A 24,521-nucleotide genomic window follows, 5' to 3' on the forward strand; every position below is an offset into this window, starting at 1 on the left:
GGGGACTACTCCGATGCTTCCGTGGTGTGGTGCAGCAGCGAGGCGGCGGTGGCGACGGCGCCGGCGACGTCCCCGTCTGCGGGATAGAGAAGGGTGCGGCCCACCGTGAGGCCTTGGACGCCGGGAAGCGCCAGCGCTGCTTCCCAGGTGGCGAAGACCTCATCCTGGGTGCCGTCCGGGTCACCGCCCAGGAGTACCGTGGGCATGGTGGTGGCCGCCATGACGCGTTCCATCTCCGCTACCACCGGCAGCTTCATCCAGGTGTAGGCGCTGGTGGAACCCAGGCCTTCGGCGATCGCAATGGACTTGATCACCGCATTGGTGGACAGGTCGTTGCGGACGCGGCCGTTTTCGCGGACCGAGAGGAAGGGCTCCACCATGGCGATCAGTTTCCGTTCGGCCAGCGAATCGATCGCGTGGGCGGTCGCCTCCAGGGTGGCGACCGTATCCGGGTCGCCCAGGCAGATCCGGGTCAGCATCTTCCCGCCGTCGGCACCAAGGGCCTCCAGCGCCGCGGCCGTGTGGCCGGTGAACCGGTCGTCGATCTCGTTGACCAGCCCGGCCAGGCCGCCACGGTTCATCGAACCGAACACGAGTTTCCCATCCAGGGCACCCAGCAGCAGGAGGTCGTCCATGATGTCCGGGGAGGCCAGGACACCGTCGACTGCGGGGTTGGCCAACGCGATCTGGAGCCGGTCCAGGAGTTGGCGGCGGTCTGCCATGGCCACCGGATCCGCACCGACGGCAAGGGCGCCGCGGGCCGGGTGGTCGGCCGCGACGATGAAGTTCTGGCGTCCGGACTTCAGGCCCGGGTGGCGGCGGCGGGACTTCGCGGCGCGGGCCACAGCCTCCGGGTCCTCAAGGCGGATGGTGCTCAGGTGCTCATAGCGGCGCGGATCATCGTCCAGGGTGCGGTTGGAAGCCATCGGGGTGAGGGTCACAGTGCTGCTCCTTCGGTGGCAAGCTGCGCGGCGGCACCGTCGCCGGGGACCGGCCGGCCGCGTTCGGCCAGCAGCGAGGTGACCTCCTCCGGCGTCGGCATGGCATCTGCGCAGGAGAGCCGGGAGGCGACGATCGCACCTGCGGCGTTGGCGTAGTCCAGGACCTGGGCCAACGGCCAGCCGGAGAGGAGCCCATGGCAGAACGCGCCGCCAAACGAGTCGCCGGCACCCAGGCCGTTCAGCGTCTCCACCGGAACGGGAGCGGACACCACCCGCTCGGTGCGGGTCTTCGCCATTACGCCTTCGGCGCCGAGCTTGACGACGGCGATCTCCACGCCCGCAGCCAGCAGGCGGTCCGCCTGCTCATCAGGAGTCCCCTCCCCCACGGCGACGGCGCACTCCTTGTCGTTGCCGATAGCGACCGTGACATACGGCAGGACTTTGGCGACCTCGGCCCGTGCCTCTTCCTCGGATGGCCAGAACATGGGCCGGTAATCCAGGTCAAGGATGGTGAACTGACCTTCAGCCAAGCGGGTGCGCGGGCGCGCTTCGTGGGCTGCGATGTGCGCTGACCGGGAGGGCTCCTGGCACAGGCCCGTCACGGTGGACCAGAAGATCCCTGCCTGGCGGATGGCGTCCAGGTCCAGCTCTTCAGCCTTGATCTGCAGGTCCGGCGCGGTGGGGAACCGGCCGTAGAAATACAGCGGGAACTCATCGGTTGCCGGCTTGATCGCGCAGAAGGTTACCGCCGTGGGCAAGTCCTTCACCGGGGTCACGAAGGTGTCATCGACGTTGAACTTGCGCAGCTCGCGGTGCAGGTAAACACCGAACGGGTCATCCCCGGTACGGGTAATGACGGCAGTGCGGCGGCCATGGCGGGCGGCGGCAACAGCAACGTTGGACGGTGAACCACCCAAGTACTTGCCGAAGGAATTAACGTCCTCCAAGCCAACCCCGATGTCGTTCGGGTAGATATCAACGCTGATGCGCCCGATCGTAAGAAGCTCGTGGGTCACGGTGATCGCGGACCTTTCTGGTGTGGAACCCGGGCCCTTTGAGGGGCAGGAGTTCCGGGACTGGCAGGCCGTGGCGTGGGCCACAGGCACTACTTTGCCGTAGATCGAATGTCCTGTCAAAAGTTTGTTCTGACATACTTACAACCAACAGCAGACCCGGCCCCTACGACCGGTAGGAGCCGGCAGTCAGTGTTTGGGGACCGCCAGCTCGCCGGTAACGTACTGCGCGCGGCCGAAACCGAACGACCAGTCACCGGCGCCATTTTCCACATAGCCGATGAAGACATCCTCGCCGGCGACCCCCAGTCCGGCGAGCTTTTCCGCCACGGCCGCGAAAAGCCCCTGCTTGGCCTCCTGCGACCGGCCCGCCTGGGTGAAAATCTGGATCATCACCACGCCCCCGCTGCGCTCGAATCCGAGGCCCGCATCCTGGGCAATGATCCGGCCTTGGGGGTGTTCCGTCAGGATGTGGAAGTAGTCCCGCTCCGGAATGCCATACTCGGCCAGGATTGCTTCATGGACCCCTCGGCTCAGCGCCTGCAATTCTTCGGCGGTGCGGCCTTCGTTGACGTCAATGCGGACCAGCGGCATGCTCATTCTCCTTCGCTTGCTTTGTCCTGACATACTAACAAGTGATGCAATCAGGGAACAAACCCTTGCGCGGAACCCGCGATGGTGCCTACCATTAATCAACCGCAAGGTTGATAAACAAAAAAGTTGATTAAAGGAAATGATGTTGATCTCCGATGACGCGGCCCTGGACGTGGCCTTCATGGCCCTGGCAGATCCCGTGCGGAGGCGCCTCATCGCCCGGCTCAGCAGGGGCCCGGCAACAGTGAACGAATTGGCGGAACCGTTCGAGATCTCCAAGCAGGCGGTCTCGAAACACATCCAGGTACTCGAGCAGGCGGAACTGGTGACCCGGACCAGGGACGCGCAGCGCCGGCCCGTGCACCTGAACCCGGCGCGGCTCGAGGCGCTGACCGCATGGATTGACCAATACCGGTTGATCCGCGAAGGCCAGTTCCGGAGCCTCGACGCCGTTCTTCGATCAGGCGCTGCCCACGGCGGCGCCCACCACAGTGGCGACCTATCCACCCAGGAGTCAAGATGAGCAATTCCCTGAAACTCAGCGTTCCCGAGGGCGTCCCCTTCATCGATTACGAGCGCGAGTTCGATTTTCCGGTCGCGGACGTGTTCCGCGCGCACAAAGAGCCGGACCTCATTGTCCAGTGGCTGGGCCCGCGGGGCATGAAGATGGACATTGACCACTACGACTTCCGCACCGGCGGCAGCTACAGCTACCTGCACACCGGACGCGACGGTGTCGCCTACGAGTTCAAGGGCATTTTCCACACGGTCCGCGAGAACGAATTCGCCATCCAGACCTTCGAGTTCGGCGGATATCCGGATGTGGTCAGCCTGGAGTTCATGACGTTCGAGGACCTCGGCAACGGAAGGACCCGACTGCGGGGACATTCCGTCTACCCCAGCCAGGAAGCGCGCGACGGCATGGCCCAGTCCGGCATGGAGGGCGGCCTGTCCGAGGGTTACGAGCGGCTGGAAGAATTGCTGGCCGGGGCAACGGCTCCCGCCTGAAGCAAAAGCACCGCCTCATCCAGGACGCGGCCCAGGTTCGCGGGGTCGTGGGCGAACCGGCCCAGGAAGAGTCCGTCCGCGGCTCCCAGCTGCGGCAACAGTCCAGGGCCGGCACTGCCGCCGTACATCACGGGGCAGCCCGGGCCCAGGGCCGCCCGGATCAGCCCGAGGACGGCGTTGACGTGGTGCGGGGCGGCGGGCTCGTCGGCGCCGATGGCCCAAACAGGTTCGTAGGCCAGGACCAGGCGGGGCAGCAGCTCCGTGTCGCCGCCCGTCGCGGCCCGGACCTGCCGCACGCAAAAGTCCGCGGCAGCACCGGCGTCGAGCCTGTCCGGTTCCCCGATGCACAGCAGCGGGGTGAGGGAATGGCCGACGACGGCATGCACCTTGCGGGCCACGACGGCGTCGTCCTCGGCGAACAGCCGGCGGCGCTCGGCATGTCCGATTTCCACCAGGCGGACGCCAAGTTCGGCCAGCATGCCGGGGCTGACTTCCCCGGTGAGCGGCCCGTCCCCCCATGCGCAGTTTTGGGCCCCGAGCAACACCGGCGAGCCGGCCAGGATCCGCGCGGCCTGTTCCAGTACCGGAAAGGAAGGGATGACGAAGACCCGCACCGGGGAGTCCTGGGCGGCGAGTCCGGGCCTGTCATCCACGATGGAACGCACCTCCGACAGCCAGCGCAGGCTTTCCTGGTAGCCCAGGTACATCTTGGTGCTGACACCGATGTAGAGGGGGCCGTTGCCTGTGCTGCTGCCGGAGGTGCTCATGGTTTCCTTGCGTGGATGGTGTGGTGCGCTCAGTCGAGCAGGTCGTCGGCCTTGTTCTTGAACCGCCTCGTGGCGAACATCATTGCGGCCGCCACAAACGGCAGGACGCCCAGGGCATAGACGCCCATGGAGCCCGTTGGCGACTGGGTGGCCTCATTGACTGCGGTCCGCAGGATGGGTGCTACGAAGCCGCCCAGGTTGCCGAGGGAGTTGATCAACCCGATGCCTGCCGCGGCAGCAGACCCGGCGAGGAACGCGGTGGGGTACGACCACACCACGGGGCCAACGGCCAGGAAGCTGCAGACTGCCAGGGTAATGAAGATCATGCCCAGCACCGGCTGGTGGTTGGTCCCCGCCCACGCCGAGCCAAAGATGCACAGGCCGGTGGAGATGAACAGGATGGTGCCGAACTTCCGGCGCTTGGCCACGGTATCTGCCGCCTTGCCGATGAAGTAGCAGGAGAAGATGCCGAAGAACCATGGAACGGCGATCAGCAGGCCGACGGCGAGTCCCACCTTCTGCCCGGTGAGGGAGGACACCTGCTGGGGAAGGAAGAAGGTCACACCATAGACCGCGACCTGCAGGCAGAAGTAGATGACGGTGAAGTACCAGACGCGGCCGTTGCGCATGGCGGCGAGGATGCCGCGGGGCCCGGTCTCGTCCTTGATGGTGTCTTCAAGTGCCATGACCTCCTTCAGCGCATACTTTTCCTCGCGGCTGAGGAATTTGGCCTTTTCCGGGCCGTTGATCAGGAAGAAGAAGGCCGCAATGCCGGCCAGGACGGCCAGCAGGCCTTCCACGAAGAACATGACCTGCCAGCCTCGCAGGCCCGGCACCTGGTCGCCAATGTTGATCAGCCAGCCCGAAAGCGGGTTGCCGATCATCTGGGAGAAGGGCTGGGCCAGGTAGAAGATGGCGAACATCTGGACCCGTACCTTGTTGGGGAACCACTCGGCGAGGTACATGATGACGCCGGGGAACAGCCCGGCCTCGGTGACGCCCAGGAGGAAACGCAGGATAACGAACGAGGTCTCGCCCTGGACGAACGCGAAACACGCGGAGACGATGCCCCAGGTGATGGCGATGCGTGCCAGCCAGATCTTGGCGCCAACCTTCTTGAGCAGCAGGTTGCTGGGGATTTCGAAGATGGCGTAGCCAATGAAGAAGATGCCGGCACCGAGGGCGAAGGCCGCGGCGGACACCCCTTTGTCTGCTCCCAGGGCCGCCTCAGCAAAGCCGACGTTGGTGCGGTCAAGGAAAGAAACGACGTACAGGATGACCAGCATCGGCATGAGCCGGCGGGCCGCCTTGGAAATCGCGGACTTCAGGACCGGACGGCCCAGAAGTTCCTTGGATGTTGCGGTGGTTTCTGACACAACACTCTCCTTCGAGTGGTGACGTTGGGGATTCCCTGGCAGGCCGGCGGCCTGCGGGGCTTATGGTGGCGCCCGGTCGGTGATGCCGGGGGCGCGGTCAGTGCATGTACAGGCCGCCGTCGACGTTCAGCGTCTGGCCGGAGATGTAGCCGGCGTCCTCGCCGATGAGGAAGGAGATGGCAGCCGCGATGTCGCGGGTGGTGCCCACCCGGTTCACCACGAGGTCCCTGACCAGTTCATCCTTGCGCTCCTCGCTGAGGGTGCCGCCCATGATGTCGGTGTCGATCGGACCGGGCGAGATCGCGTTGACCGTGATGTCGTACTCACCCAGTTCGCGGGCGGTGGCGCGGGTCAGTCCGATCACACCGGCCTTCGCTACGGAGTACGGGGTCTTGCTGAACGTGCCGCCGCCGCGCTGGGCGGAGACCGAAGAGATGTTCACGATCCGGCCCAGCCGGTTCTTCACCATCGATTCGGCGGCCCGGCGGGTCGCGTAGTGCACGCCGTTCATGTTGATGTTGAGCACCCGGTCCCATTCGCCGGCGTCGAGCTCGAGGTAGGGAACCGGGGAGCTGACGCCCGCGATGTTCGCCAGCGCCACCAGCTGCGGAAGCTCGGCTTCGATCTCGTCGATGGCGGCGCGGACCGAGGCTTCGTCGCCGATGTTGGCGCCGGCACCGTGGGCCCTGACACCGTGCTTTTCGGCCAGTTCCTTGGCCAGGCTCTTGCTGGCGGCGTCGTCAAGGTCGATCACGCCGATGTTCCAGCCGCGTTCGGCGAGGTAGACGGCCGTGGCGCGGCCGATGCCGCGTTCAGAGACGGCGCCGGTAACAATCACGGTGCGGTCTGCGGGGAAAACTGTCATGGAATGTTCCTTCTGGTTCAGGGAGGGGCTAGGACAGCGGGGCCGGGCCCAGGTCCTCGATGAGCTTCTGCATGGCGACGTAGGCCTTGTTCCGATAGGCAACCAAAGCTGCGGTGCGGTCAGCCGGGACGTCGAGGAAGCCGGAGCCGGTCTTGGTGCCCAGCTGGCCGGCGTCGACCTTTTCCTGCAGGATCTGCGGGGTGGCGAACCGCTCCGGGAAGCCGGTCTGCAGCGACTTGTAGCAGAACGCGTAGACGTCCAGGCCGGCCATGTCTGCGATGGCGAAGGGACCGAAGAACGGCAGCCGGAAGCCGAAGGTGGTACGGACCAGCGTGTCCACGTCCTCGGCCGTGGCGATGCCTTCCTCCACCACCTGGGCGGCTTCGTGGAAGAGGGCGTACTGGAGCCGGTTCAGCACGAAGCCGGTGACATCCTTGACGGTAGCCGTTTCCTTGCCGGTCTCCCCCACGATGGTGCGGGCGGCCTGCACGGTCGCCTCGGAGGTCCCCTCGTGCGGAATGACTTCCACGCCGGGGATGAACGGTGCCGGGTTGGAGAAGTGGACGCCCAGGAAGCGCTCCGGGTTCTCCACCACATCGGCCAGCTTGGCAATGGAAATAGTGGAGGTGTTGGAGCCAATGATGGCGTCCGGGCGCGCGGCGGCGCTGATCCGGCCCAGGGTGGCGTGCTTGATCTCGAGGACTTCCGGCACGGCCTCCTCGATGTATTCGGCGTCCGCCACCGCCTCCTCGATGTCCTTGGCTGCCCAGAGGTTTTCCTTCAGCAGGTCCGTGGCGTTGGCTGGGAAAAGACCGGCAGCCACGAATTCGTCGGATTCCTTCAGCAGGCGCTCGTAGTTGCCCTGGGCGATCTCGGCGGAGACGTCGGCGAGCGCCACCCGGGCCCCGGCAAGGGCCAGGACCTGGGCGATTCCGCCGCCCATGTAGCCGGAACCGACGACTGCGATATTACGGATGCTCATGTGGTTTCAAGTCCTTCCGACGCGCCCTCATAGGAGCAGATGGCGTCTACTTTGGCCGCGGATGCGGAGTTTTCATCGAAGCGGTAGTTGAGCCACTCGCCCACCAGCTTCTTGGCCAGTTCCAGGCCGATGACGCGCTGGCCCAGGGTCAGCACCTGCGCGTTGTTCGAGAGCACAGACCGCTCCACGGAGTAGCTGTCGTGGGCCGTCACGGCCCGGATGCCCGGTACCTTGTTGGCGGAGATGGCCACGCCCAGGCCGGTTCCGCAGATCAGGAGGGCGCGGTCCGCTTCGCCGGCCGCCACCTTGCGGGCGGCGGCGACGGCCAGGTGGGGGTAGGCGGTGGTGTCGTCGGCGCCGACTCCCACATCCTCCACGGAAGCAACCCGGGGGTCAGCCTCCAGCAGTTCCCGCAGGGCGTTCTTGTATTCCACGCCTGCTTCGTCATTGCCGACGACGATGCGCCAGCCGGTTAGGGATTGCTCAGTCATAAGGGTTCTCCTTCAGTGGCTTTCGATGGTGGCGGCGTAATCGGCCACCCTGCGGGCGATGAGGCCAAAGGACACAGCACCGGGGTCCGGGTGGCCCAGGCTCTTTTCGGCCAGCGGACGGGCCCTGCCCTTCTTCGGGCTGAGGCCGGCTGTCTCATCAGCGGCTTTTGCTGCCGCCTCCGCTGCCGCACTGAGGCTTGCAGCCAGGCTGCCGCCGTCGTCTATTGCCTTGGCGAAGGTTTCGGCGAACGGAAGCAGCGCATCCACCATGGTCTTGTCCCCGGCTTCCGCCTTGCCCAGGGTGACAATGGCGTCGCGGAGTGCGTTGACGGCCGCGGTCGCGTCGGCGGCGGTGTAGGCGTCCTTGCTGCCCAGGGTCCTGCCGACGGCGGTGACGGCCGCGCCCCAGAGGGCCCCGGAGGTACCCCCGGCCCGCTCGGCCCACTGCTCCCCTGCCGCCGCAAGGACTTCCTCCAGGCCGGCGCCGCCGGCGTGGGATTGCTCCGCGGCGGCTACGGCAGCGTCCACGCCGCGCCGCATGCCGATGCCGTGGTCGCCGTCCCCGGCGATGGCGTCCAGCTTTCCCAGGGCGTCTTCGTGTTCGACGACGACGGCGCGGGCCTCCTTCAGCGCGTCAACCGCGGTGGCTGCCAGGGCGGTTGAGGCCGGGGTGGCGGCCAGCGAAGTGATGGCTGCCGCCTCGGCCAGGGATTCGACGGCCCGGGCCCGGCGGCGTGCCAGGTTGCCCTTCCGGAAGGCCGGCGTGTCAGCGGGGGCGGCCCAGAACTTCTCCAGCTCGGCGTCCAGCCAGAACAGCGTGAGGGACAGGCCGGACATGTCCAGGCTGGTGACCAGCTCACCGCACTCGGGCTCGACGATCTCCAGTCCGGCCTCGGCGAGCAGGGCTTCGATCCTGCCGAACAGCAGGAAGAGTTCGTCGTACTTGACGGTCCCCAGGCCGTTGAGGATGGGTACTACCCGCTGGCTTGCGGTTTCGGGCTTGTCCTTCAGCAGGCCGTCCACCAGCAGCTTGGCCAGCTCACTGGCGGTGGGAAGCGGCTGCTCGGAGATGCCCGGTTCGCCGTGGATACCCAGCCCCACCGACATCATGCCTTCGGGCACGGTGAAGAGGGGCTCTGCTGCTCCGGGAAGGGTGCACCCCGCGAACGCCACGCCCAAGGAGCGGGTGTGGTGGTTCGCCTTGGTGGCAAGCCGCTCCACCTCGTCCAGGTCCAGTCCGGCTTCTGCCGCCGCGCCGGCAATTTTGAAGACCGTGAGGTCGCCGGCGATACCGCGGCGCTTGCCGATTTCTTCGACCGGTGCGCTGGCGATGTCGTCGGTGACCAGCACGGTCCGGGTGTGGATGCCTTCGGCGTTCAGCTTGTCCTGGGCCTGGCCGAAGTGGAGGACGTCGCCGGCATAGTTTCCGTAGCTGAGGAGGACGCCGCCGCCGGTCTGGGCTGCCTTGGCAACGCGGTAGACCTGCCCCGCGGAGGGGGAGGCAAACATGTTGCCGCAGGCGCTTCCGGCGGCGAGCCCGGCCCCCACCAGGCCGGCGAAGGCGGGGTAGTGGCCGGAGCCGCCACCGATGACCACTGCCACCTGGTTCTCTGGAGTTTCGGTGGAACGGACAACACCGCCGTCGACACGCGCCACATACTGGCGGTTGGCGGCCACGAAACCGTCGAGGGCGTCGTCTGCGAACTGCGCTGGATCGTCAAATATCTTTGTCATGATTCCTCGTTGAACCCGTTGGATCGGTTGGGAGCCGGCCGGCTAGCGTGCAGGGACTGCCGCGGGGCTTTGCCGGCCCTGCGCCACCAGGCTGGTGCCCAGGGCATAGCCGTCGCGCTTGGGCAGGACCTGGCGCCGGAGGTAATCCTGGTTGGCGGCGGTGACGCTCAGGCCGTCGCCGCCGTAGTGCTCCGTGCAGATGATGCCCTGGAAGCCGACGGAGATGGCGAACTGGAACGCCTCGCGGTAGCTGATGAGGCCTGATTCCATGGGAGCCGGCATGGCGACGTACTGGTTGCGGGCCTGGTTTTCATCGCGGATGTAGTTCTTGACGTGCCAGTAGTTGGCGTACGGCAGGGTCTTGTGCACCAGCTCCCGCCAGTCTTCGATGGGGCGGTGCAGGCGGATCAGGTTACCCAGGTCCGGGTTCAGCCCTACGTTGGGCAGGTCGATGTCCTGGACCAGCTGCACGGAGGAATCGCCGGTGCCCAGGTACGTGTCCTCGTACATCTCCAGCGACACCAGGAGGCCAAGTTCGGCGGCGTGCTTGCCCACTTCGCGGATACGGGTGACGGCGTTGTTCCAGCTTTCCTTGTCCCCCACCGGATCTTTGTGGCCCTCGACGGTCCAGAACCACAGCTGCTTCCGCTGCTCGGGGGTAATGGCCTGGTGCAGCCCGATCGAGACAACCTCGCAGCCAAGCTGTGCTGCGGCGTCGAGCGTGCGGTGGGTGTAGGCAAGGTTTTCTTCCCAGTTGCTTTCCTCGATCACGCTGCGGCGGATGGCCGAGATGGAGGGAAGTCCGAGGCCGGCGGCCGTGGCAGCGGCTTTCAGCTCGTCCAGCCGGGCGCTGGAAAGGTCGCCGGGGCGGACCCAGCTGTCGGTGAGGTCGGCATTGGTGAAACCGGCGTCGGCGACTTCTTCGAAGACCTGCTGCCAGTCTCCGGCAGGGGCGTCCTGGACGGCGGTTCCGTCCGGCCGGGTTCCGGGGAACTGCAGCAGGGCAGCGGCGATGGGCCAGTTTTCAGCGGTGTACGGCATTGTCACTCCAGATCATGAATCGCATTTCCTATAGGATCTATGCTGTTCGACGGCATTGTCAAGGGGTCTTGTGGAGGCCAATGGGCCATGAGGTGGCGACCGGGGGCCGCGGGGCCGCCAGGACAGCGCCGGGCGGTGCTGCTAGTTTCGCACTTCGCTGTCGTGTTGCGAGCGCTGCTTGACGCCTTCGATGTGGTCGATCATCTTCTGCCGGGCAAGCTCGGCGTCGCCGGCTTCAAAGGCTTTCAGGATCTCCGTGTGCTCGGCAATGGCGTAGTCGGCGTCCGTGACGCCCAGGCCCCCGAAGAAACGGAAACGCTGCACCTGGCCACCAAGGGCGTTGTACGCGGACAGCAGGAACTGGTTGTTCGCCGATTCGGCGATCATGCGGTGGAAGCGTTCGTCCGCTTCCCAATAAGCGCGGAACTCGGCGAACGATGGGCCGCGGGGCGCCGCTTTGAGGTCCTCGATGGCCTGCTGGAGCCGCCCGGTGAGTTCCTGGTCCGCGTGTTTGCAGGCCATGAAGGCATTGGCCGGTTCGATCACCAGCCGCGCGTCCATCAGGTCTGCAAGCTCTTCCGGAGAGAACAGGGGCGCCACCCGGTATCCGCGCAGGGCCATCCGCCGGACCATACCGGTGGCTTCCAGCCGCGCGAGCGCCTCACGGACCGGGGTCGGGGAAACGTCCAGTTCCCGGGCCATGCCATCAATGCTGACGGGGGTACCGGCTTCCAGCCGGCCGTCCATCAAGGCACCCAGGAGCGCCTCGTAAACGTGGTCGGCGAGGACCTGCCTGCTGACGCCGCCCGAGGCCTGGTTTTTGGTTGCCATGTAGAAATCCTATAGCCGGTGAACTGGCGGGAACGCTGCGGAACCGGGTGTCCCCGGGCACACCCACGCCGGTGCCGTGCGGCCGCCACGCCGCACGGCACCAGTCCCGGCTGCGCGGTCAGGAGACCTGCAGGCCGCCGTTGATGTCGTAGGTGGCCGCAGTGATGTAACCGGCGTCCTCGCCCAGGAGGAAGGCGATCAGGGCACCCACTTCTTCCCTGGTTCCTACGCGGCCCATCATGATGCCCTCCGACATTTGGGCTTTCCGCTCGTCGGTCAGCGTGCCGCCCATGATGTCCGTGTCGATCGGGCCCGGCGCGATCGCGTTCACGGTGATGTTGTGCTCGCCCACTTCCCGGGCCAGGGCACGGGTGAAGCCCAGGATTCCTGCTTTGGAGGCACTGTATGCCACTTTGGAGTAGGTGCCGCCGCCGCGCTGGGCGGAGATGGAGGAGATGCTGACGATCCTGCCCAGTCCGCGTTCGATCATGCCTTTGAGGACGCGCTGGGACACGATGAACGTGCCGCGCATGTTGATGGCGAAGACCTTGTCCCATTCCGCCACGGTGGTCTCCATGAAGGGGGTGGGCGAACTGATTCCGGCCAGGTTGACCAGTCCCACGATAGGCGGAAGGGCCTGCTCGATCTCCGTGATGGCCCGGTCCACGGATGCTTCGTCCGACACGTCGGCTCCCACGCCGATCGCTTTGACCGCCCGGCTGGAACCGATTTCGGCGGCTGCCGCCTGGGCGTCCTCGGCATTGATATCCAGGATCGCGATGGACCAGCCCTCGCTGGCCAGCCGGTCAGCCGTGGCTCGGCCGATGCCGCGCGCCGACGCCGCACCGGTCAGGACGGCGGTGCGTTCCGCGGGGAAGATGTGCTGTGTGGTCATGGGGGTCTCCTAGTGGGTTTCGGGGGCAGGCACGGTGGCTCCGGGGGCGGAGGCACCTTCGGGCCGCTTGCGTGCGTAGAGGTAGGTGGCGGCGGCGGTCACGGCCAGGCAGGCGGCCAGGAACACCAGGCCGGTCTGGCTGTTCCCCGTGGCGTCCTTGAGGATGCCCACGATGTAGGGGGCCACGAAGCCGCCCAGGTTGCCAAGGGAGTTGACCATGGCAAGGCCCGCTGCGGCCGCAGCGCCGGTGAGGGCGGCCGACGGCATGGCCAGAAAGGGTGCGATCGCCGAGTAGATCCCCATGGCCGCGAGCGTCAGGAAGACCATGGCCAGCACGGCGTTGACCGGGAGCAGGTACCCGGCGCCCAGGAGGCCGACGGCGGCGAGCACCATGCTCATGCTGGCGTGCCACACACGGTTGCCGGTGCGGTCCGAGCGCTTGCTCCAGAAGTAGACGAACACGGCTGCGATGGCGTACGGGACGAAGACGATGAATCCCACCTGGGTGGAGTCGAACGTACCAAGCGCCTTGACGATGGTGGGCAGCCAGAGCCCCAGGCCATAGATGCCGCAGACCAGGCCAAAGTACAGCGCCGAGTAGGCGATGGTGCGCGGGTCCTTCAGGCCGGCCAGGAAGTTGTGGTTGCCGGACTTCTGCTTGTCCGCCAGTTCCGCGGCCATGGTCGTAGAGAGCCATTCGCGCTCCTCCGGCTTGAGCCACTTGGCGTGTTCCGGGCGGTCCGTCATGACGAAGGGCGTGATGATGCCCAGGATGATGGCGGGGATGCCTTCAAGGATGTAGAGCCACTGCCAGCCGTGCAGGCCCGCGACGCCTTCCAGGTTCAGGAGCATGCCGGAGACGGGAGCACCGAGGGCGTTGGAGATGGGCTGGGCCAGGATGAAGATGCCAAGCACAGTCACGCGCTGCGCCGCGGGGAACCACAGGGTCAGGTAGAAGAGGATGGCCGGGAAGAAGCCGGCTTCGGCCGCTCCAAGCAGGAAGCGGATCACGTAGAAGGTGGCTTCGCCGTTGACCAGGAACATGGCCGTGGCGAAGATGCCCCAGCTGATCAGGATGCGGGCAATCCACTTGCGGGCACCGTAGCGGTACATGCCGCCGTTGCTGGGGATCTCCAGCAGGGCGTAGCCCAGGAAGAAGATGCCGGCACCCAGGCCATAGGCAGCCTCGGTGAGGCCGATGTCGCCCTGCATGCCAAGCTTGGCGAAGCCGACGTTATTCCGGTCGAGGTAGGCGATGAAGTACAGAAGGACGATCAGGGGCATCAGCCGCCGACGGACCTTGCGGAGGGTGGTCTCGCCCAGTTCGCTGAGTGCGGGGGCGGCGGTACGGGAGCTCATCGCTGGCCTCCCGCAGTGGCGTGGGGACCTTTATGAGGGGAATGCGCGCACATAACGACTCCTTTGGCTGGCGGCATTTCGGGGGATTTGATATCAGATGTCTGATGTCTGACTGCGATTCTAGCCACAGGGAGATGTGGGCGTCAACACATGCGGGAGGCTGCCCGCGGGCGGCAGGTAAACGGCGTGTACCCGGGTTTCACCCGGCAGTGCCTAGCTGGCCGTGGCGCTGTTTCGGCTCGAGACGGCGAGGTAGTTCTCGTAGTCCTCGAAGGTCTGGGTGATGTGGGCGTCCATGGTGGAACGCGCCGTGGCAGGATCGCCCTCGGCGATGGCGGCAAGGACCATTTTGTGGTGGTGGATGGCGTGGCGCTGCACGTCGGGGAAGGCTGAGGTCTCGCGGCGCATGGCATACAACAGGGTGGAAAGCTGGCCCAGCAGGGCGGGGACAAACGGGTTGCCGGACGCGCGCAGCACGGTGTCATGGAACGCGATGTCGGCCACGGTCAGGGCATCGACGTCTCCGGCATTGTGCGCCGCTTCCATCTGCTCCACGCTCTCCCGCAAGGCTGCAAGGTCAGCCGGGCGATGGCGGGAGGCGGCGAGTTCCGCCGCACCGGTCTCCACCATCCGGCGGACCTCGAGCAGGCGAAGGGCCACTTGGTCGGAGGCTACTCCCCTGGAGGCCGCCTGCATGATGGCGTCCATGCCGGTCCAGCGTTCGGGCGGGTTGACGAATGTGCCGAGGCCGCGTTTGACGTACACCACGTTCTGGGCCTTCAGCACTTTCATGGCCTCCCGGGCCGTCAGCCTGCTGACCCCGGATTCCTTGGCGATGTCCGCCTCCGGCGGCAGGGCGTCGTCGGCCTTGATCTCCCCGCTGAGAATGTGCTCAAGGACCTTGTCCACGACGACGTCAACCAGCGTGCGCCGCGCCTCTGCCATCCTGCTCCCCTGCCTGGGCACCGTGGCCCCTCTTGCCATTCAACCCTACTCGACGCAGGGAGTGCGGCGACGTCGGTTACGAGACCCGCTTAAACGCCGAACGCGGGGCCACTGCCCGGCCCGCCCCATCAGATGGGGCAGGCGGGAGTGGCCCCGCGCTGAGTGCAAGTCCCCTAGAGGGCTGCGAAAACCTCGCGCAGCAGCTTGGCGGTCTCGGACGGCGTCTTGCCGACCTTGACGCCGGCGGCCTCGAGGGCTTCCTTCTTGGCCTGGGCGGTACCGGCGGAACCGGAAACGATGGCGCCTGCGTGGCCCATGGTCTTGCCTTCGGGAGCCGTGAATCCGGCCACGTAGCCAACAACCGGCTTGGTGACGTTGGCCTTGATGAAGTCGGCAGCACGCTCTTCGGCGTCGCCGCCGATTTCACCGATCATCACGATGGCCTTGGTCTCGGGGTCAGCCTCAAACGCGGCCAGGGCGTCAATGTGGGTGGTGCCGATGATGGGGTCGCCGCCGATGCCGATGGCGGTGGAGAAGCCCAGGTCGCGCAGTTCGTACATCATCTGGTAGGTCAGGGTGCCGGACTTGGAGACCAGGCCGATCGGGCCCCTGCCGGTGATGTTGGCGGGGGTGATGCCCACCAGTGCTTCGCCGGGGGTGATGATGCCGGGGCAGTTCGGGCCGATGATGCGGGTGACCTGGTTGCCGTCGGCATCCACCTTGGACTGGGCCAGCGCCCAGAATTCGGCGGAGTCCTGGACGGGAACGCCTTCGGTGATGACCACGACCAGGCCGATGCCTGCCTCGATGGCTTCGACGACCGCGTTCTTGGTGAAGGCCGGCGGCACGAAGACGATGGAGACGTCGGCGCCGGTTTCAGCCATGGCTTCCTTGACGGTGCCGTAGACGTTGATTTCCTTGTCGCCGTGCAGGACCGTGGTGCCGGCCTTGCGGGCGTTGACGCCGCCAACAATGTTGGTGCCGGCCTTGAGCATCAGGGCGGTGTGCTTGGTGCCTTCGCCGCCGGTGATGCCCTGGACGATGACCTTGGAATCCTTGTTGAGGTAGATAGACATGGTGCGTCCCTTACTTAGCTGCGTTGGCGAGCTCGGCGGCCTTGTCGGCGCCCTCGTCCATGGTGGCGGCCAGGGTTACCAGCGGGTGGTTGGCCTCGGTGAGGATGCGGCGGCCTTCCTCGACGTTGTTGCCGTCAAGGCGGACTACCAGCGGCTTGTTCGCGGAGTGGCCCAGCTCGGCCAGCGCGCCAACGATGCCCTTGGCGACGGCGTCGCAGGCGGTGATGCCGCCGAAGACGTTGACGAACACGGACTTGACCTGCTCGTCGCCCAGGATGACGTCCAGGCCGGCGGCCATGACCTCGGCGGAGGCTCCGCCGCCGATGTCCAGGAAGTTGGCGGGCTTGACGTTGCCGTGGTTTTCGCCGGCATAGGCCACGACGTCGAGGGTGGACATGACCAGGCCTGCACCGTTGCCGATGATGCCTACTTCGCCGTCGAGCTTGACGTAGTTGAGGTCCTGCGCCTTTGCCTTGGCCTCAAGGGGGTCTGCAGCATCCTTGTCCTCGAGCTGCGCGTGCTTGGCGTGCCGGAAGCCGGCGTTCTCGTCGAGGGAGACCTTGCCGTCCAGGGCGACGATGTCGCCGGCGCCGGTCTTGACGAGGGGGTTGACCTCCACCAGGGTGGCGTCTTCCTTCTTGAAGACATCCCAGAGCTTGAGGATCACGGCGGCGACCTTGCCGCGCAGTTCCTCGGCGAAGCCTGCGGCTGCGACGATTTCGTCGGCCTTGGCCTGGTCGATGCCCACGGCGGGGTCGATGGCGATCTTGGCCAGCGCTTCGGGGCGTTCGACGGCGAGCTGCTCGATTTCCATGCCGCCCTCAACCGAGCACATGGCCAGGTAGTTGCGGTTGGCCCGGTCCAGCAGGACGGAGAAGTAGTATTCCTCGGCGATGTCTGCACCCTGGGCGATCATCACCTTGTTAACGGTGTGGCCCTTGATGTCCATGCCCAGGATGTTGGTGGCGTGCTCAAGCGCTTCGTCGGCAGACTTTGCGACCTTGACGCCGCCGGCCTTGCCGCGACCGCCAACCTTGACCTGTGCCTTGACAACAGTCACGCCGCCGATCTTCTCGGCAGCTGCCTTTGCTTCTTCTGGGGTGTACGCCACGATGCCGGCAAGCACGGGTACACCGTGCGCCTCGAACATATCGCGCGCCTGGTATTCAAACAGGTCCACGGTTTAGTGTCCTTCTACGTCGAAGTAGTTTCTGTACAGTCGGACACCATCGGAAGGACGATGACCGGGCTGCGGATTGCACGCACCGGCGGCCTGTCTGGAAACGAGCCACGCGGCGTAATGCTCCATGGGGAACTCTAGTCCTTTGGAGCGGCCGGGCCGTCCCAGACTACCTCTTATGTGAGTAAGCACACTATTCTATGGGGCGTAGAAAAACCGCGGATTTACAGGGTTTTTGAGGCCCCTGCCTGCGGCGGGGCGGTGCTTTTGTCCGGTCCGGGAATCAGCTCGTAACGTTCAGTTGAAACGAAGAATCCGACGCCGGCGGAGACGTTTCCGCACGCCACACCGCCGTTGTAGGCCGAACAGCGCAGTCCGTTGCGCTCCAGGTTCTGCCCGTCGGCAAGCACGGGCAGCTGCGTCAGCGGTCCTGCCTTGTTTCCCTTGGGTCCGTAGGTTGCCTCCATGGCCGTCACGCCGGAACGGCACTCGCCGTAGCGTGCACTGTCCGGCGCCAGCAGGGCTGTGCCGCCGAGGTAGCCCAGGTGGGTTCTTGCGCAATCGTCCTTGATATCGGCGGCTTTTGGCGCCGGATAGGCGGCCAATTCACAGTGGGCCACGGGGACGATGGGCAGCTTGTTGTTGGCCGCGTTGCTGTAGCTGTTCTGCTCGTACGGCAGGTTCAGGTGCTCTCCACGGGCGGAGGTCAGCGAGCAGGCGACGGTCCGGTCGGCGGTAATGAAGGAGAGGACATCGCCGCCGCTGGAGAACTGCTTCGCGTCGGCCAGCGGCGCGTTCGCCAGCTGCTCCATCGGCGGCTTCGGAGGCGGCGGGACATAGGAAGGGTCGCTGGTTGTCACCGAGCATCCGGTGCCGGCCATCAGGAATAGGGCAGCGAGCATCCCCCACGCAGTCCGTCGCATGGCCTCCATTATGCCCCGCCGCCGGCAGACGGGGCGCGCTCAGCTGCCTGCTGTTGCAGGCACCGCGGAGAGCAGGTCCCGGTATCGCCGGGAATGCGCCGCCAGTTGTTCCGGCGTCGCCCCATGCGCCCCGTGCAGGACCACGGGCTCGGCCATGTCCAGCCCGCAGAGGTGTGCGGTGGCCTCCAGGGGCCGCAGCAGCTCGGCCATGGTGAAACGGTTGTGGCCTGCTGGGGAGTACGAGGATTCCGGTCCCCCGGTTGAGGTGACAAGCTGCAGGCGCTTCCCGTGCAGCGCGTCCCCACCGGCGCCGTAGGCAAAACCGCGGGTGAGCACCTGGTCCATCCATTCCTTCAGCAGTCCGGGAACGGAATACCAGTGCCAGGGAAACTGCAGCACGATGGTGTCGTTTTCCCGCAGGTACCGCTGTTCCAGCTCGGCGTCCACGCGACGGTCAGGGTAGAGGGACGCCAGGTCCCGGACTGTGACACCATCAAGGTCCCCGATGGAGGCGGCGAGATGGGCGGTGACCCGGGATCCTGCCAAATCGGGGTGGGCAACGATGACAAGGGTGCGTTGGTTGGTCATGGAGAGTCCGTATGTCCTTCCGGTGCAGCTTCGGGTTCCGGCGCCAGGGGCCTAGTCATTGGTCAGGACGACACGGAAGCGCGCCCGGCCGGACATCATCCGGTTGAAGCCCTCGGCTGCCTGCACGAGCGGGTAGGTTTCGATCATGGGGCGCACCCCGGTCATCGCCGCGAAGCGAAGCGCGTCCTCGGAGTCTTTCGCCGTCCCGGAGGCATGCCCGGCGATCGAGCGGCTGCCGCCCACGAGGAGGCCGGCGTCAACCGGGACTGGTTCGTGCGGGACGCCAAGGACCACGAGCCGGCCACGGGCCGCGAGCCCCGGAACGGCGGCAGACATCGCATGGGCGTCGGTGACGGTGGCGAGGACGACGGCGGCACCGCCGAGGCCCCTCAGTTCCGCGGCGACGTCGGAACTGAGGCTGTCAACGTAGTGGTGGGCGCCGAGGTCACGGGCAAAGGGTTCCTTTTCGGCGCCGCGCGCAATGGCGACGGTTTCGAATCCCATCCTGGCCGCGAACTGGACACCGAGGTGTCCCAGGCCACCCAATCCAAGGACGGCAACGAGGTCTCCCGGTCGGGCACCGCTGTGGCGCAATCCGTTGAAGGTGGTGACGCCTGCGCACATCAACGGAGCAGCTTCAGCAAGCGTGAGTGCGTCGGGGACGGCAGCGAGGGCATCAGCCGGGGCAAGGACGTACTCCGCATAGCCACCATCGGCAGTCAGCCCGGTGATTTTTCCGGCCTCGCAGGAGATGAAATCCCCACGCCGGCATGGGTCGCACTGGAAGCACGCCCCGCCGAACCATCCGACGCCCACGCGCTGGCCGGGCGCCCACCGGGTCACACCGTCGCCCACCAGCTCGACGGTTCCGGCGACCTCGTGGCCGGGGATGCGCGGGTAGGAAGACGCCATACCTGCTCCGGGCATGGCATCACTGTGGCAGATGCCGCTGGCTGCGACCTTGATGAGTACATGTCCGTGGGGAACTTCCGGGCGATCGGTTTCAGCGAGCTGCAGGCTCGCGCCCGGAGCGGTGATGTGGACGGCTTTCATGGTGGTTGTCCTGTCAGCGGACGATCTTGAAGTTGAAGGCAGGCGTTCCGAGTGCGCCCCACAGGCGGAGCCAGACGGGCAGCAGCATTTCGGTTCCGCGCGCCGTGGTGATGTCGCCGAGGTCGATGATGTCCTGGTGGCCGAAGTCCTTCAAGAGTCCGGTGACCACGGCCTTGGCTTCGGCGTCGTTGCCGGAGACGAAGACGGAGCCGGGGTCGGACAACTGTCCGGGATAGGCCATCAGGTCCGCGTTCATGGTGTTGAGGGCCTTGACGACGAGGGCCGCGGGGAAGGCCCGCTGGATTTGCTCGGCCAGGGAATCGGTGTCCTTGACGAAGAGGGTGGGAGGCATGCCGTTGCTGAAGTCGAGCGGGTTGGCGATGTCCAGGACCACCGCGCCGTCGAGGTTTTCCGGGCCGACCTGCTCCAGCACGTCGAGCGATGCACCGCCGTTGGTTGCGTTGATGATCAGCCCCGCGCCTTCCGCGGCATCCGAGAACCGTGCCACCTTGATGGCCGGGTTCTCAGCGGCCCAGGTCCCAAAGGCCGGGTTGCCCATGGCGTCAGCTGCGGTCCGGGACATGGCGGCCGCGGGGTCGCGGGTGCCGATGGTGACGGAATGGCCGAGCTCCGCGAGGCGTGCGGCAATGGTCCGGCCAACCATTCCGGTTCCAAGTACTGCTGTCTTCATGGTGTTCTCCTGGTGATGGCGGGGCCGCCATTCAATGTGACGGATCGTTCCCAAGTTTGTGACGGATCGTTCCGTCTGTCAAACTGGGTCAGTCGGTATCGGAGCACACTGGAGGAGAATTGTGGCGCGCAGGACGGCTGAGGAAAACCGGCGCAATGTACTTGGAGTGGCCACGCGGCTGTTCTACGCCCACGGCATACGGGCCGTGGGCATGGACACCGTGGTCAAGGAGTGCGGGGTGGGCAACGCGACCGTCTACCGCCAGTTCCCCACCAAGGACGCCCTGGCCACGGCTTATGTCCAGGGCCGGGCAGACGCCTGGTTCGAGCGCATGCGTGAGGCCGCCGGCGGGCAAGGATCTCCGCAGGACAAACTGATTGCCGTGTTCGACATACTGGCCTCCGACTGCGCCGGAAGCAGCTACCGGGGGTGCCCCATGCTGAACACCAACACGGAGTTCCCCGACGGCGTGCACCCGGCCCACCTCGCCGCGGTCGCCCACAAGCAGCAGGTCCGCGACTGGTTCCACACCCTGGCGGCCGAGGCGGGGGCCGAGGAACCTGACCGGCTCGCCGAAGAACTCCTCATTGTCCTCAACGGCGCCTACGCCACGGCCGCGGTCCTGGACGGCGCGGTGTATGGGTCGCGTGCGGTGGAAATGGCCCGCCGCCTGGTGGCCGAGTCCTGCCCGGCCCGCAGTTAACGCCGCAACGGTGGATGCTCTTGGCGGCAGCCCGCGCGTCCGCCCGCTCGTCCGCCCCTAGGCGTCGAGCTTGGTCAACGGCGCGTAGCGCAGCAGCAGGCGCTTCTCGCCGACGTCGAACTTGACCTTGGCGACCGTCTTGTCCCCCGCCCCTTCGAGCGCCAGCACCGTACCGTTTCCGAAGCTGGTGTGGTTGACCTTGTCCCCCACGCTGACCGCAATGATTTCCTTCTGCGGTTGCACCCGGGTCTTGGCAAGGAACGCCGGAACGTCGGCATTGAATCCGGCGGAAGAATCCGCCGCCGCTCCGCGGGAGGTGCCGGCGCCCCAGAAGGACCCGCTGTAACGGCCGGACCCGATGGAACCGCCGCCCGCCCACGACTGCCGGCTGGTGCCCTCACGTTTCCACTCAAGGAGCTCTGCGGGAATCTCCTCGAGGAACTGGCTGGCTGGGTTGTACTGGCTCTGGCCCCACATGCTGCGGACCTCTGAGCGGGTCACGTACAGCCGCTTGCGGGCACGGGTGAGTCCCACGTAGGCAAGCCGGCGTTCCTCTGCCAGTTCCTTGGGATCGGTGGCGGATCGCTGGTGCGGGAACAATCCATGTTCCATGCCAGTGAGGAACACCACCGGGAATTCCAGGCCCTTGGCCGTGTGCAGGGTCATCAGCGTGACCACGCCGAGACGCTTCGCCTCGGCCACGGCGGCATCGATGTCCGCGCCGGGGGCGTCCGGGATTTGATCCGCGTCGGCCACCAGCGAGACTTGCTCGAGGAACGCGGCCAGGCTGCCTTCCGGGTTCTCCTGTTCATATTCGCGGACCACGGCAACCAGTTCCGCCAGGTTTTCCACGCGGGATTCGTCCTGGGGATCGGTGCTGGAGCGCAGCGCGGCCAGGTATCCGGTCTGCTCCAGGACAGCTTCGAGTGCGGCGGCGGCGCCGGACCCCACCGCAACTTCGGCGAGGTCGTCCAGCATCTTCACGAAGCCCAGGACGGCATTGACGGACCGGGTGGCCATCCCGGGTGCCTGGTCGGCGCGGCGGGCGGCTGCCATGAAGGAGGTCCGCTCACGCTCGGCCAGCGCTGCCACCGCACCTTCGGCGCGGTCGCCGATGCCGCGTTTTGGCTCGTTCAGCACCCGGCGAAGATTGACGTCGTCGTCCGGGTTGACCAGGACCCGAAGGTACGCCAGGGCGTCCTTGATTTCCTTGCGTTCGTAGAAGCGCGTGCCGCCCACCACCTTGTAGGGCAAGCCCACGCGCACCAGCACATCCTCAATGGAGCGGGACTGGGCATTGGTCCGGTAGAAGATGGCAACATCACCGGGCCGCAGGTTGTCTTCGTCCTGGAGCCGGTCGATCTCCTTGGCGATGAACTGCGCTTCGTCGTGCTCGTTCTCGCCCACGTATCCGATGATTTTGTGGCCTTCGCCCTCGGCCGTCCAGAGCCGCTTTTCGGGCCGGTTGGGGTTGCGCGAGATGACCGAGTTGGCGGCGCTCAGGATGTTCTGGGTGGAGCGGTAGTTTTGCTCCAGCTTGATGGTCCGGGCTTCGGGGTAGTCCTTTTCGAATTCCACGATGTTGCGGATGTCAGCGCCGCGGAAGGCGTAGATGGACTGGTCGGAATCGCCCACCACGGTCAGTTCCGAGGCGCCCGGCCCTTCGCCCACAATTTCGCGTACCAGCGCGTACTGGGCGTGGTTGGTGTCCTGGTATTCGTCCACCAGGACGTGGCGGAACCGGCGGCGGTAGGACTCGGCCAGCGCGGGGAAGGCCCGGAACATGTAAACGGTCTCGGCGATGAGGTCGTCAAAGTCCATCGCGTTGGCCTGCCGGAGGCGCTGGGTGTAACCCTTGTAGACGTCCGCAACGGCGTGCTCGAACGGATCGTTGTAGTTGGCCTCGGAGGCAAAGGAGTCGGCGTCGATGAGCTCGTTCTTCAGCGCGGAGATCTTGTGCTGGATGGCTTTGGGCGCGAACTTCTTCGGGTCAAGATCCAGGGCCTTGGAGACCTGGGTGACCAGCCGCAGGGAGTCGGCGGAGTCGTAAATGGAGAAGTTCGATTTCAGCCCGACGTTGGCCGCCTCCTGCCGCAGGATGCGCACGCAGGACGAGTGGAACGTGGAGATCCACATGATCTTGGCGCGTCCGCCCACCAGCGCTTCGATGCGCTCCCGCATTTCGGCGGCCGCTTTGTTGGTGAAGGTAATGGCCAGGATTTCGCCGTGGTGGGCTCGGCCGGTGGCGATCAGGTAGGCGATCCGGTTACTGAGCACGCGGGTCTTGCCTGATCCTGCACCGGCGACGATCAGCAGCGCCGGGCCTGCGTGCTTGACCGCCTCTTCCTGCTGCGGGTTCAACCCTTCCAGCAAAGCTGCGGCATCCGGGCGGTGGCCCCGGGAATGCCCTTCCGGTGCCTGTCCTGCGCGCACGCCTCCCCCGCCCCCGGGGACCGCAACGGCGCCTTCGGAGGGCGACTTGGTGCGGGCGGTGGTGGCGGGAGCGGCCTTGAACGGCCCGTCAGAGTATGGGTCAAACAACATATCCATGGTGCCTACAAGTCTAGGCGGTGGGACTGACACCGCCTTCCAGGCTGTGGATTACGGGCTGTGTTGCCGCGGTGGCGCTACGCCACCGAGCCGGACTCGAGGGCCGCACGAAGCTCGCGGACCGCCGTCGTTCCTCCGGCCAGGAACCACTCCAGGCCGTTGACCCGGACGGTGTCCACGGCGCCACCGGCTGCCCGGACAATTGCCTTGCCCGGCAACCAGTCCCACTCCGGGCAGCTGTGCTGGAACCAGCATCCCAACTGGCCGTCCGCCACCCGGCCAAGGTCGCAGGAACCCGAGCCCAGCATGCGGAGGGACGCTGCGGACGTTGCCGCGGCGTGCCACGGCATGGCGCACAGGGGATCCATCAGCCACGTGGGGTGGATGTAGGTGGCGGCGCCGAGTTCGGCCACGGGAGTGGTGTTCCGCTTGCCGCTGTCGTCGGCGAAGACGGTGAGCGCTTCGCCGTTACGGGTGGCAGGCCGGTCCCGGCCGCCGACCCAGAGTTTGTCCTCCTCCGGCTGGAAGACGGCGCCGAGCAACACGTCGGCGGAATCCTTGAGCGCTATGGCTGAACACCAGTAAGTGGAGCCATGCAGGAAGTTGTAGGTGCCGTCCACGGGGTCGATCACCCAGGTCCGGCCGCTCGTTCCCTGGACGGACGCGCCCTCCTCGCCCAGGATGCCGTCGTCCGGCCGGCAGCGCCGCAATTGCTCCAGCACGTAGGCCTCCGCGGCGTGGTCGGCCGCAGTCACCACGTCCGAGACGGAGGTCTTCTGTTCCGATTCCAGGCCGGCCATGCGCATGAGGAGCGCCAGCTGTCCTGCTTCACGGACCAGCGCCGCCGCCAGCTCGTAGTCGTCCAATGCGGGGTCAAGAACAGCTGCGCTGTGTCGGCCAGTGGTCATGGGTTCA

General features: G+C 66.2%; 25 protein-coding genes. 3 read left to right on the forward strand and 22 right to left on the reverse strand.

Features of this window, described 5'->3' with window-relative positions; all coding sequences use genetic code 11:
• Nucleotides 1-5: 5 nt before the first annotated feature.
• From DFO47_RS17855 to DFO47_RS17865, 3 genes are all read right to left on the reverse strand, one after another.
• Entirely contained in the window at nt 6-926 is a 921-nt protein-coding gene (locus DFO47_RS17855; protein WP_166651750.1) for a deoxyribose-phosphate aldolase, read from the reverse strand.
• An 11-nt stretch (nt 927-937) separates the two neighbouring features.
• Nucleotides 938-1,957: a 5-dehydro-2-deoxygluconokinase gene (iolC, locus tag DFO47_RS17860; protein WP_018762191.1), complete on the reverse strand. Its 1,020-nt coding sequence runs from the start codon at nt 1,955-1,957 to the stop codon at nt 938-940.
• Between the two features lie 186 nt (nt 1,958-2,143).
• Nucleotides 2,144-2,548 (reverse strand): tautomerase family protein, encoded by a 405-nt coding sequence (locus DFO47_RS17865; RefSeq protein WP_133832558.1) that lies wholly within the window; start codon nt 2,546-2,548, stop codon nt 2,144-2,146.
• A gap of 142 nt (nt 2,549-2,690) precedes the next feature.
• On the opposite strand from DFO47_RS17865, the gene DFO47_RS17870 reads away from it, so the two are divergent.
• The gene (locus tag DFO47_RS17870) at nt 2,691-3,071 is read left to right on the forward strand and encodes a metalloregulator ArsR/SmtB family transcription factor (RefSeq protein ID WP_243835537.1); all 381 of its coding nucleotides are present in this window, start codon (nt 2,691-2,693) and stop codon (nt 3,069-3,071) included.
• Nucleotides 3,068-3,556: an SRPBCC family protein gene (locus DFO47_RS17875; RefSeq protein ID WP_018762188.1), complete on the forward strand. Its 489-nt coding sequence runs from the start codon at nt 3,068-3,070 to the stop codon at nt 3,554-3,556. The genes DFO47_RS17870 and DFO47_RS17875 overlap by 4 nt, the downstream gene beginning before the upstream one ends.
• Here the strand turns inward: DFO47_RS17875 and DFO47_RS17880 are convergent.
• From DFO47_RS17880 to DFO47_RS17960, 17 genes are all read right to left on the reverse strand, one after another.
• A complete protein-coding gene (locus DFO47_RS17880) occupies nt 3,508-4,323 on the reverse strand; it encodes a triose-phosphate isomerase family protein (protein ID WP_133832503.1) in 816 nt (271 codons plus the stop codon). The genes DFO47_RS17875 and DFO47_RS17880 overlap by 49 nt on opposite strands.
• Nucleotides 4,324-4,352: 29 nt before the next feature.
• Nucleotides 4,353-5,699 carry an MFS transporter gene (locus DFO47_RS17885; protein ID WP_133832504.1) on the reverse strand — a complete coding sequence of 449 codons (1,347 nt, stop codon included), beginning with the start codon at nt 5,697-5,699 and terminating at the stop codon, nt 4,353-4,355.
• A 97-nt stretch (nt 5,700-5,796) separates the two neighbouring features.
• A complete protein-coding gene (locus DFO47_RS17890) occupies nt 5,797-6,564 on the reverse strand; it encodes an SDR family NAD(P)-dependent oxidoreductase (RefSeq protein WP_133832505.1) in 768 nt (255 codons plus the stop codon).
• Nucleotides 6,565-6,592: 28 nt separating this feature from the next.
• Nucleotides 6,593-7,546 (reverse strand): 3-hydroxyacyl-CoA dehydrogenase family protein, encoded by a 954-nt coding sequence (locus tag DFO47_RS17895; RefSeq protein WP_133832506.1) that lies wholly within the window; start codon nt 7,544-7,546, stop codon nt 6,593-6,595.
• Nucleotides 7,543-8,037, reverse strand: a complete 495-nt coding sequence (locus DFO47_RS17900) for a ribose-5-phosphate isomerase (protein WP_133832507.1) — start codon at nt 8,035-8,037, stop codon at nt 7,543-7,545. The genes DFO47_RS17895 and DFO47_RS17900 overlap by 4 nt, the downstream gene beginning before the upstream one ends.
• A gap of 12 nt (nt 8,038-8,049) precedes the next feature.
• Nucleotides 8,050-9,771, reverse strand: coding sequence for a dihydroxyacetone kinase family protein (locus tag DFO47_RS17905; RefSeq protein WP_133832508.1), 1,722 nt, complete (start codon nt 9,769-9,771; stop codon nt 8,050-8,052).
• A 42-nt stretch (nt 9,772-9,813) separates the two neighbouring features.
• Nucleotides 9,814-10,812, reverse strand: coding sequence for a sugar phosphate isomerase/epimerase family protein (locus DFO47_RS17910; RefSeq protein ID WP_133832509.1), 999 nt, complete (start codon nt 10,810-10,812; stop codon nt 9,814-9,816).
• A gap of 141 nt (nt 10,813-10,953) precedes the next feature.
• A complete protein-coding gene (locus tag DFO47_RS17915) occupies nt 10,954-11,643 on the reverse strand; it encodes a GntR family transcriptional regulator (RefSeq protein ID WP_109863842.1) in 690 nt (229 codons plus the stop codon).
• Nucleotides 11,644-11,761: 118 nt separating this feature from the next.
• Entirely contained in the window at nt 11,762-12,538 is a 777-nt protein-coding gene (locus DFO47_RS17920) for an SDR family NAD(P)-dependent oxidoreductase (protein ID WP_133832510.1), read from the reverse strand.
• A gap of 9 nt (nt 12,539-12,547) precedes the next feature.
• A complete protein-coding gene (locus tag DFO47_RS17925) occupies nt 12,548-13,897 on the reverse strand; it encodes an MFS transporter (protein ID WP_133832511.1) in 1,350 nt (449 codons plus the stop codon).
• A 213-nt stretch (nt 13,898-14,110) separates the two neighbouring features.
• A complete protein-coding gene (locus DFO47_RS17930) occupies nt 14,111-14,842 on the reverse strand; it encodes a FadR/GntR family transcriptional regulator (protein ID WP_109863845.1) in 732 nt (243 codons plus the stop codon).
• Nucleotides 14,843-15,015: 173 nt separating this feature from the next.
• A complete protein-coding gene (gene sucD / locus DFO47_RS17935; RefSeq protein WP_133832512.1) occupies nt 15,016-15,918 on the reverse strand; it encodes a succinate--CoA ligase subunit alpha in 903 nt (300 codons plus the stop codon).
• A gap of 10 nt (nt 15,919-15,928) precedes the next feature.
• Nucleotides 15,929-17,098, reverse strand: a complete 1,170-nt coding sequence (gene sucC, locus DFO47_RS17940; protein WP_018762175.1) for an ADP-forming succinate--CoA ligase subunit beta — start codon at nt 17,096-17,098, stop codon at nt 15,929-15,931.
• A gap of 224 nt (nt 17,099-17,322) precedes the next feature.
• On the reverse strand, nt 17,323-18,000 hold the full coding sequence (locus DFO47_RS17945; protein ID WP_133832560.1) for a hypothetical protein: 678 nt from the start codon (nt 17,998-18,000) through the stop codon (nt 17,323-17,325).
• Between the two features lie 60 nt (nt 18,001-18,060).
• Entirely contained in the window at nt 18,061-18,609 is a 549-nt protein-coding gene (locus DFO47_RS17950) for an NAD(P)H-dependent oxidoreductase (RefSeq protein ID WP_018762173.1), read from the reverse strand.
• A gap of 51 nt (nt 18,610-18,660) precedes the next feature.
• Nucleotides 18,661-19,662 carry an alcohol dehydrogenase catalytic domain-containing protein gene (locus tag DFO47_RS17955; protein ID WP_133832513.1) on the reverse strand — a complete coding sequence of 334 codons (1,002 nt, stop codon included), beginning with the start codon at nt 19,660-19,662 and terminating at the stop codon, nt 18,661-18,663.
• A gap of 13 nt (nt 19,663-19,675) precedes the next feature.
• Nucleotides 19,676-20,353 carry an NAD(P)-binding domain-containing protein gene (locus DFO47_RS17960; RefSeq protein WP_133832514.1) on the reverse strand — a complete coding sequence of 226 codons (678 nt, stop codon included), beginning with the start codon at nt 20,351-20,353 and terminating at the stop codon, nt 19,676-19,678.
• Between the two features lie 121 nt (nt 20,354-20,474).
• On the opposite strand from DFO47_RS17960, the gene DFO47_RS17965 reads away from it, so the two are divergent.
• Nucleotides 20,475-21,056 carry a TetR/AcrR family transcriptional regulator gene (locus DFO47_RS17965; protein WP_240617838.1) on the forward strand — a complete coding sequence of 194 codons (582 nt, stop codon included), beginning with the start codon at nt 20,475-20,477 and terminating at the stop codon, nt 21,054-21,056.
• 57 nt (nt 21,057-21,113) lie between these two features.
• Here the strand turns inward: DFO47_RS17965 and pcrA are convergent, their stop codons facing one another.
• Both pcrA and DFO47_RS17975 read right to left on the reverse strand, forming a co-directional pair.
• Nucleotides 21,114-23,606: a DNA helicase PcrA gene (pcrA, locus tag DFO47_RS17970; RefSeq protein WP_109863849.1), complete on the reverse strand. Its 2,493-nt coding sequence runs from the start codon at nt 23,604-23,606 to the stop codon at nt 21,114-21,116.
• 77 nt (nt 23,607-23,683) lie between these two features.
• Nucleotides 23,684-24,514 carry an inositol monophosphatase family protein gene (locus DFO47_RS17975; RefSeq protein WP_133832515.1) on the reverse strand — a complete coding sequence of 277 codons (831 nt, stop codon included), beginning with the start codon at nt 24,512-24,514 and terminating at the stop codon, nt 23,684-23,686.
• Nucleotides 24,515-24,521 lie beyond the last annotated feature (7 nt).

This window comes from Arthrobacter sp. AG258, assembly GCF_004364695.1.
Taxonomy (GTDB): Bacteria; Actinomycetota; Actinomycetes; order Actinomycetales; family Micrococcaceae; genus Arthrobacter.

Excerpts from the sequence above, each read along its gene's own strand:
- DFO47_RS17870 (WP_243835537.1), top strand. The coding sequence starts at position 2,691 with ATGTTGATCTCCGATGACGCGGCCCTGGACGTGGCCTTCATGGCCCTG.
- DFO47_RS17905 (WP_133832508.1), bottom strand. The coding sequence starts at position 9,771 with ATGACAAAGATATTTGACGATCCAGCGCAGTTCGCAGACGACGCCCTC.
- DFO47_RS17890 (WP_133832505.1), bottom strand. The coding sequence starts at position 6,564 with ATGACAGTTTTCCCCGCAGACCGCACCGTGATTGTTACCGGCGCCGTC.
- sucD (WP_133832512.1), bottom strand. The coding sequence starts at position 15,918 with ATGTCTATCTACCTCAACAAGGATTCCAAGGTCATCGTCCAGGGCATC.
- DFO47_RS17955 (WP_133832513.1), bottom strand. The coding sequence starts at position 19,662 with ATGAAAGCCGTCCACATCACCGCTCCGGGCGCGAGCCTGCAGCTCGCT.
- DFO47_RS17875 (WP_018762188.1), top strand. The coding sequence starts at position 3,068 with ATGAGCAATTCCCTGAAACTCAGCGTTCCCGAGGGCGTCCCCTTCATC.
- DFO47_RS17925 (WP_133832511.1), bottom strand. The coding sequence starts at position 13,897 with ATGAGCTCCCGTACCGCCGCCCCCGCACTCAGCGAACTGGGCGAGACC.
- DFO47_RS17900 (WP_133832507.1), bottom strand. The coding sequence starts at position 8,037 with ATGACTGAGCAATCCCTAACCGGCTGGCGCATCGTCGTCGGCAATGAC.
- DFO47_RS17880 (WP_133832503.1), bottom strand. The coding sequence starts at position 4,323 with ATGAGCACCTCCGGCAGCAGCACAGGCAACGGCCCCCTCTACATCGGT.
- DFO47_RS17865 (WP_133832558.1), bottom strand. The coding sequence starts at position 2,548 with ATGCCGCTGGTCCGCATTGACGTCAACGAAGGCCGCACCGCCGAAGAA.
- DFO47_RS17895 (WP_133832506.1), bottom strand. The coding sequence starts at position 7,546 with ATGAGCATCCGTAATATCGCAGTCGTCGGTTCCGGCTACATGGGCGGC.
- DFO47_RS17915 (WP_109863842.1), bottom strand. The coding sequence starts at position 11,643 with ATGGCAACCAAAAACCAGGCCTCGGGCGGCGTCAGCAGGCAGGTCCTC.
- DFO47_RS17950 (WP_018762173.1), bottom strand. The coding sequence starts at position 18,609 with ATGACCAACCAACGCACCCTTGTCATCGTTGCCCACCCCGATTTGGCA.
- DFO47_RS17960 (WP_133832514.1), bottom strand. The coding sequence starts at position 20,353 with ATGAAGACAGCAGTACTTGGAACCGGAATGGTTGGCCGGACCATTGCC.
- DFO47_RS17930 (WP_109863845.1), bottom strand. The coding sequence starts at position 14,842 with ATGGCAGAGGCGCGGCGCACGCTGGTTGACGTCGTCGTGGACAAGGTC.
- DFO47_RS17910 (WP_133832509.1), bottom strand. The coding sequence starts at position 10,812 with ATGCCGTACACCGCTGAAAACTGGCCCATCGCCGCTGCCCTGCTGCAG.
- DFO47_RS17855 (WP_166651750.1), bottom strand. The coding sequence starts at position 926 with ATGGCTTCCAACCGCACCCTGGACGATGATCCGCGCCGCTATGAGCAC.
- DFO47_RS17920 (WP_133832510.1), bottom strand. The coding sequence starts at position 12,538 with ATGACCACACAGCACATCTTCCCCGCGGAACGCACCGCCGTCCTGACC.
- pcrA (WP_109863849.1), bottom strand. The coding sequence starts at position 23,606 with ATGGATATGTTGTTTGACCCATACTCTGACGGGCCGTTCAAGGCCGCT.
- DFO47_RS17945 (WP_133832560.1), bottom strand. The coding sequence starts at position 18,000 with ATGCTCGCTGCCCTATTCCTGATGGCCGGCACCGGATGCTCGGTGACA.
- DFO47_RS17975 (WP_133832515.1), bottom strand. The coding sequence starts at position 24,514 with ATGACCACTGGCCGACACAGCGCAGCTGTTCTTGACCCCGCATTGGAC.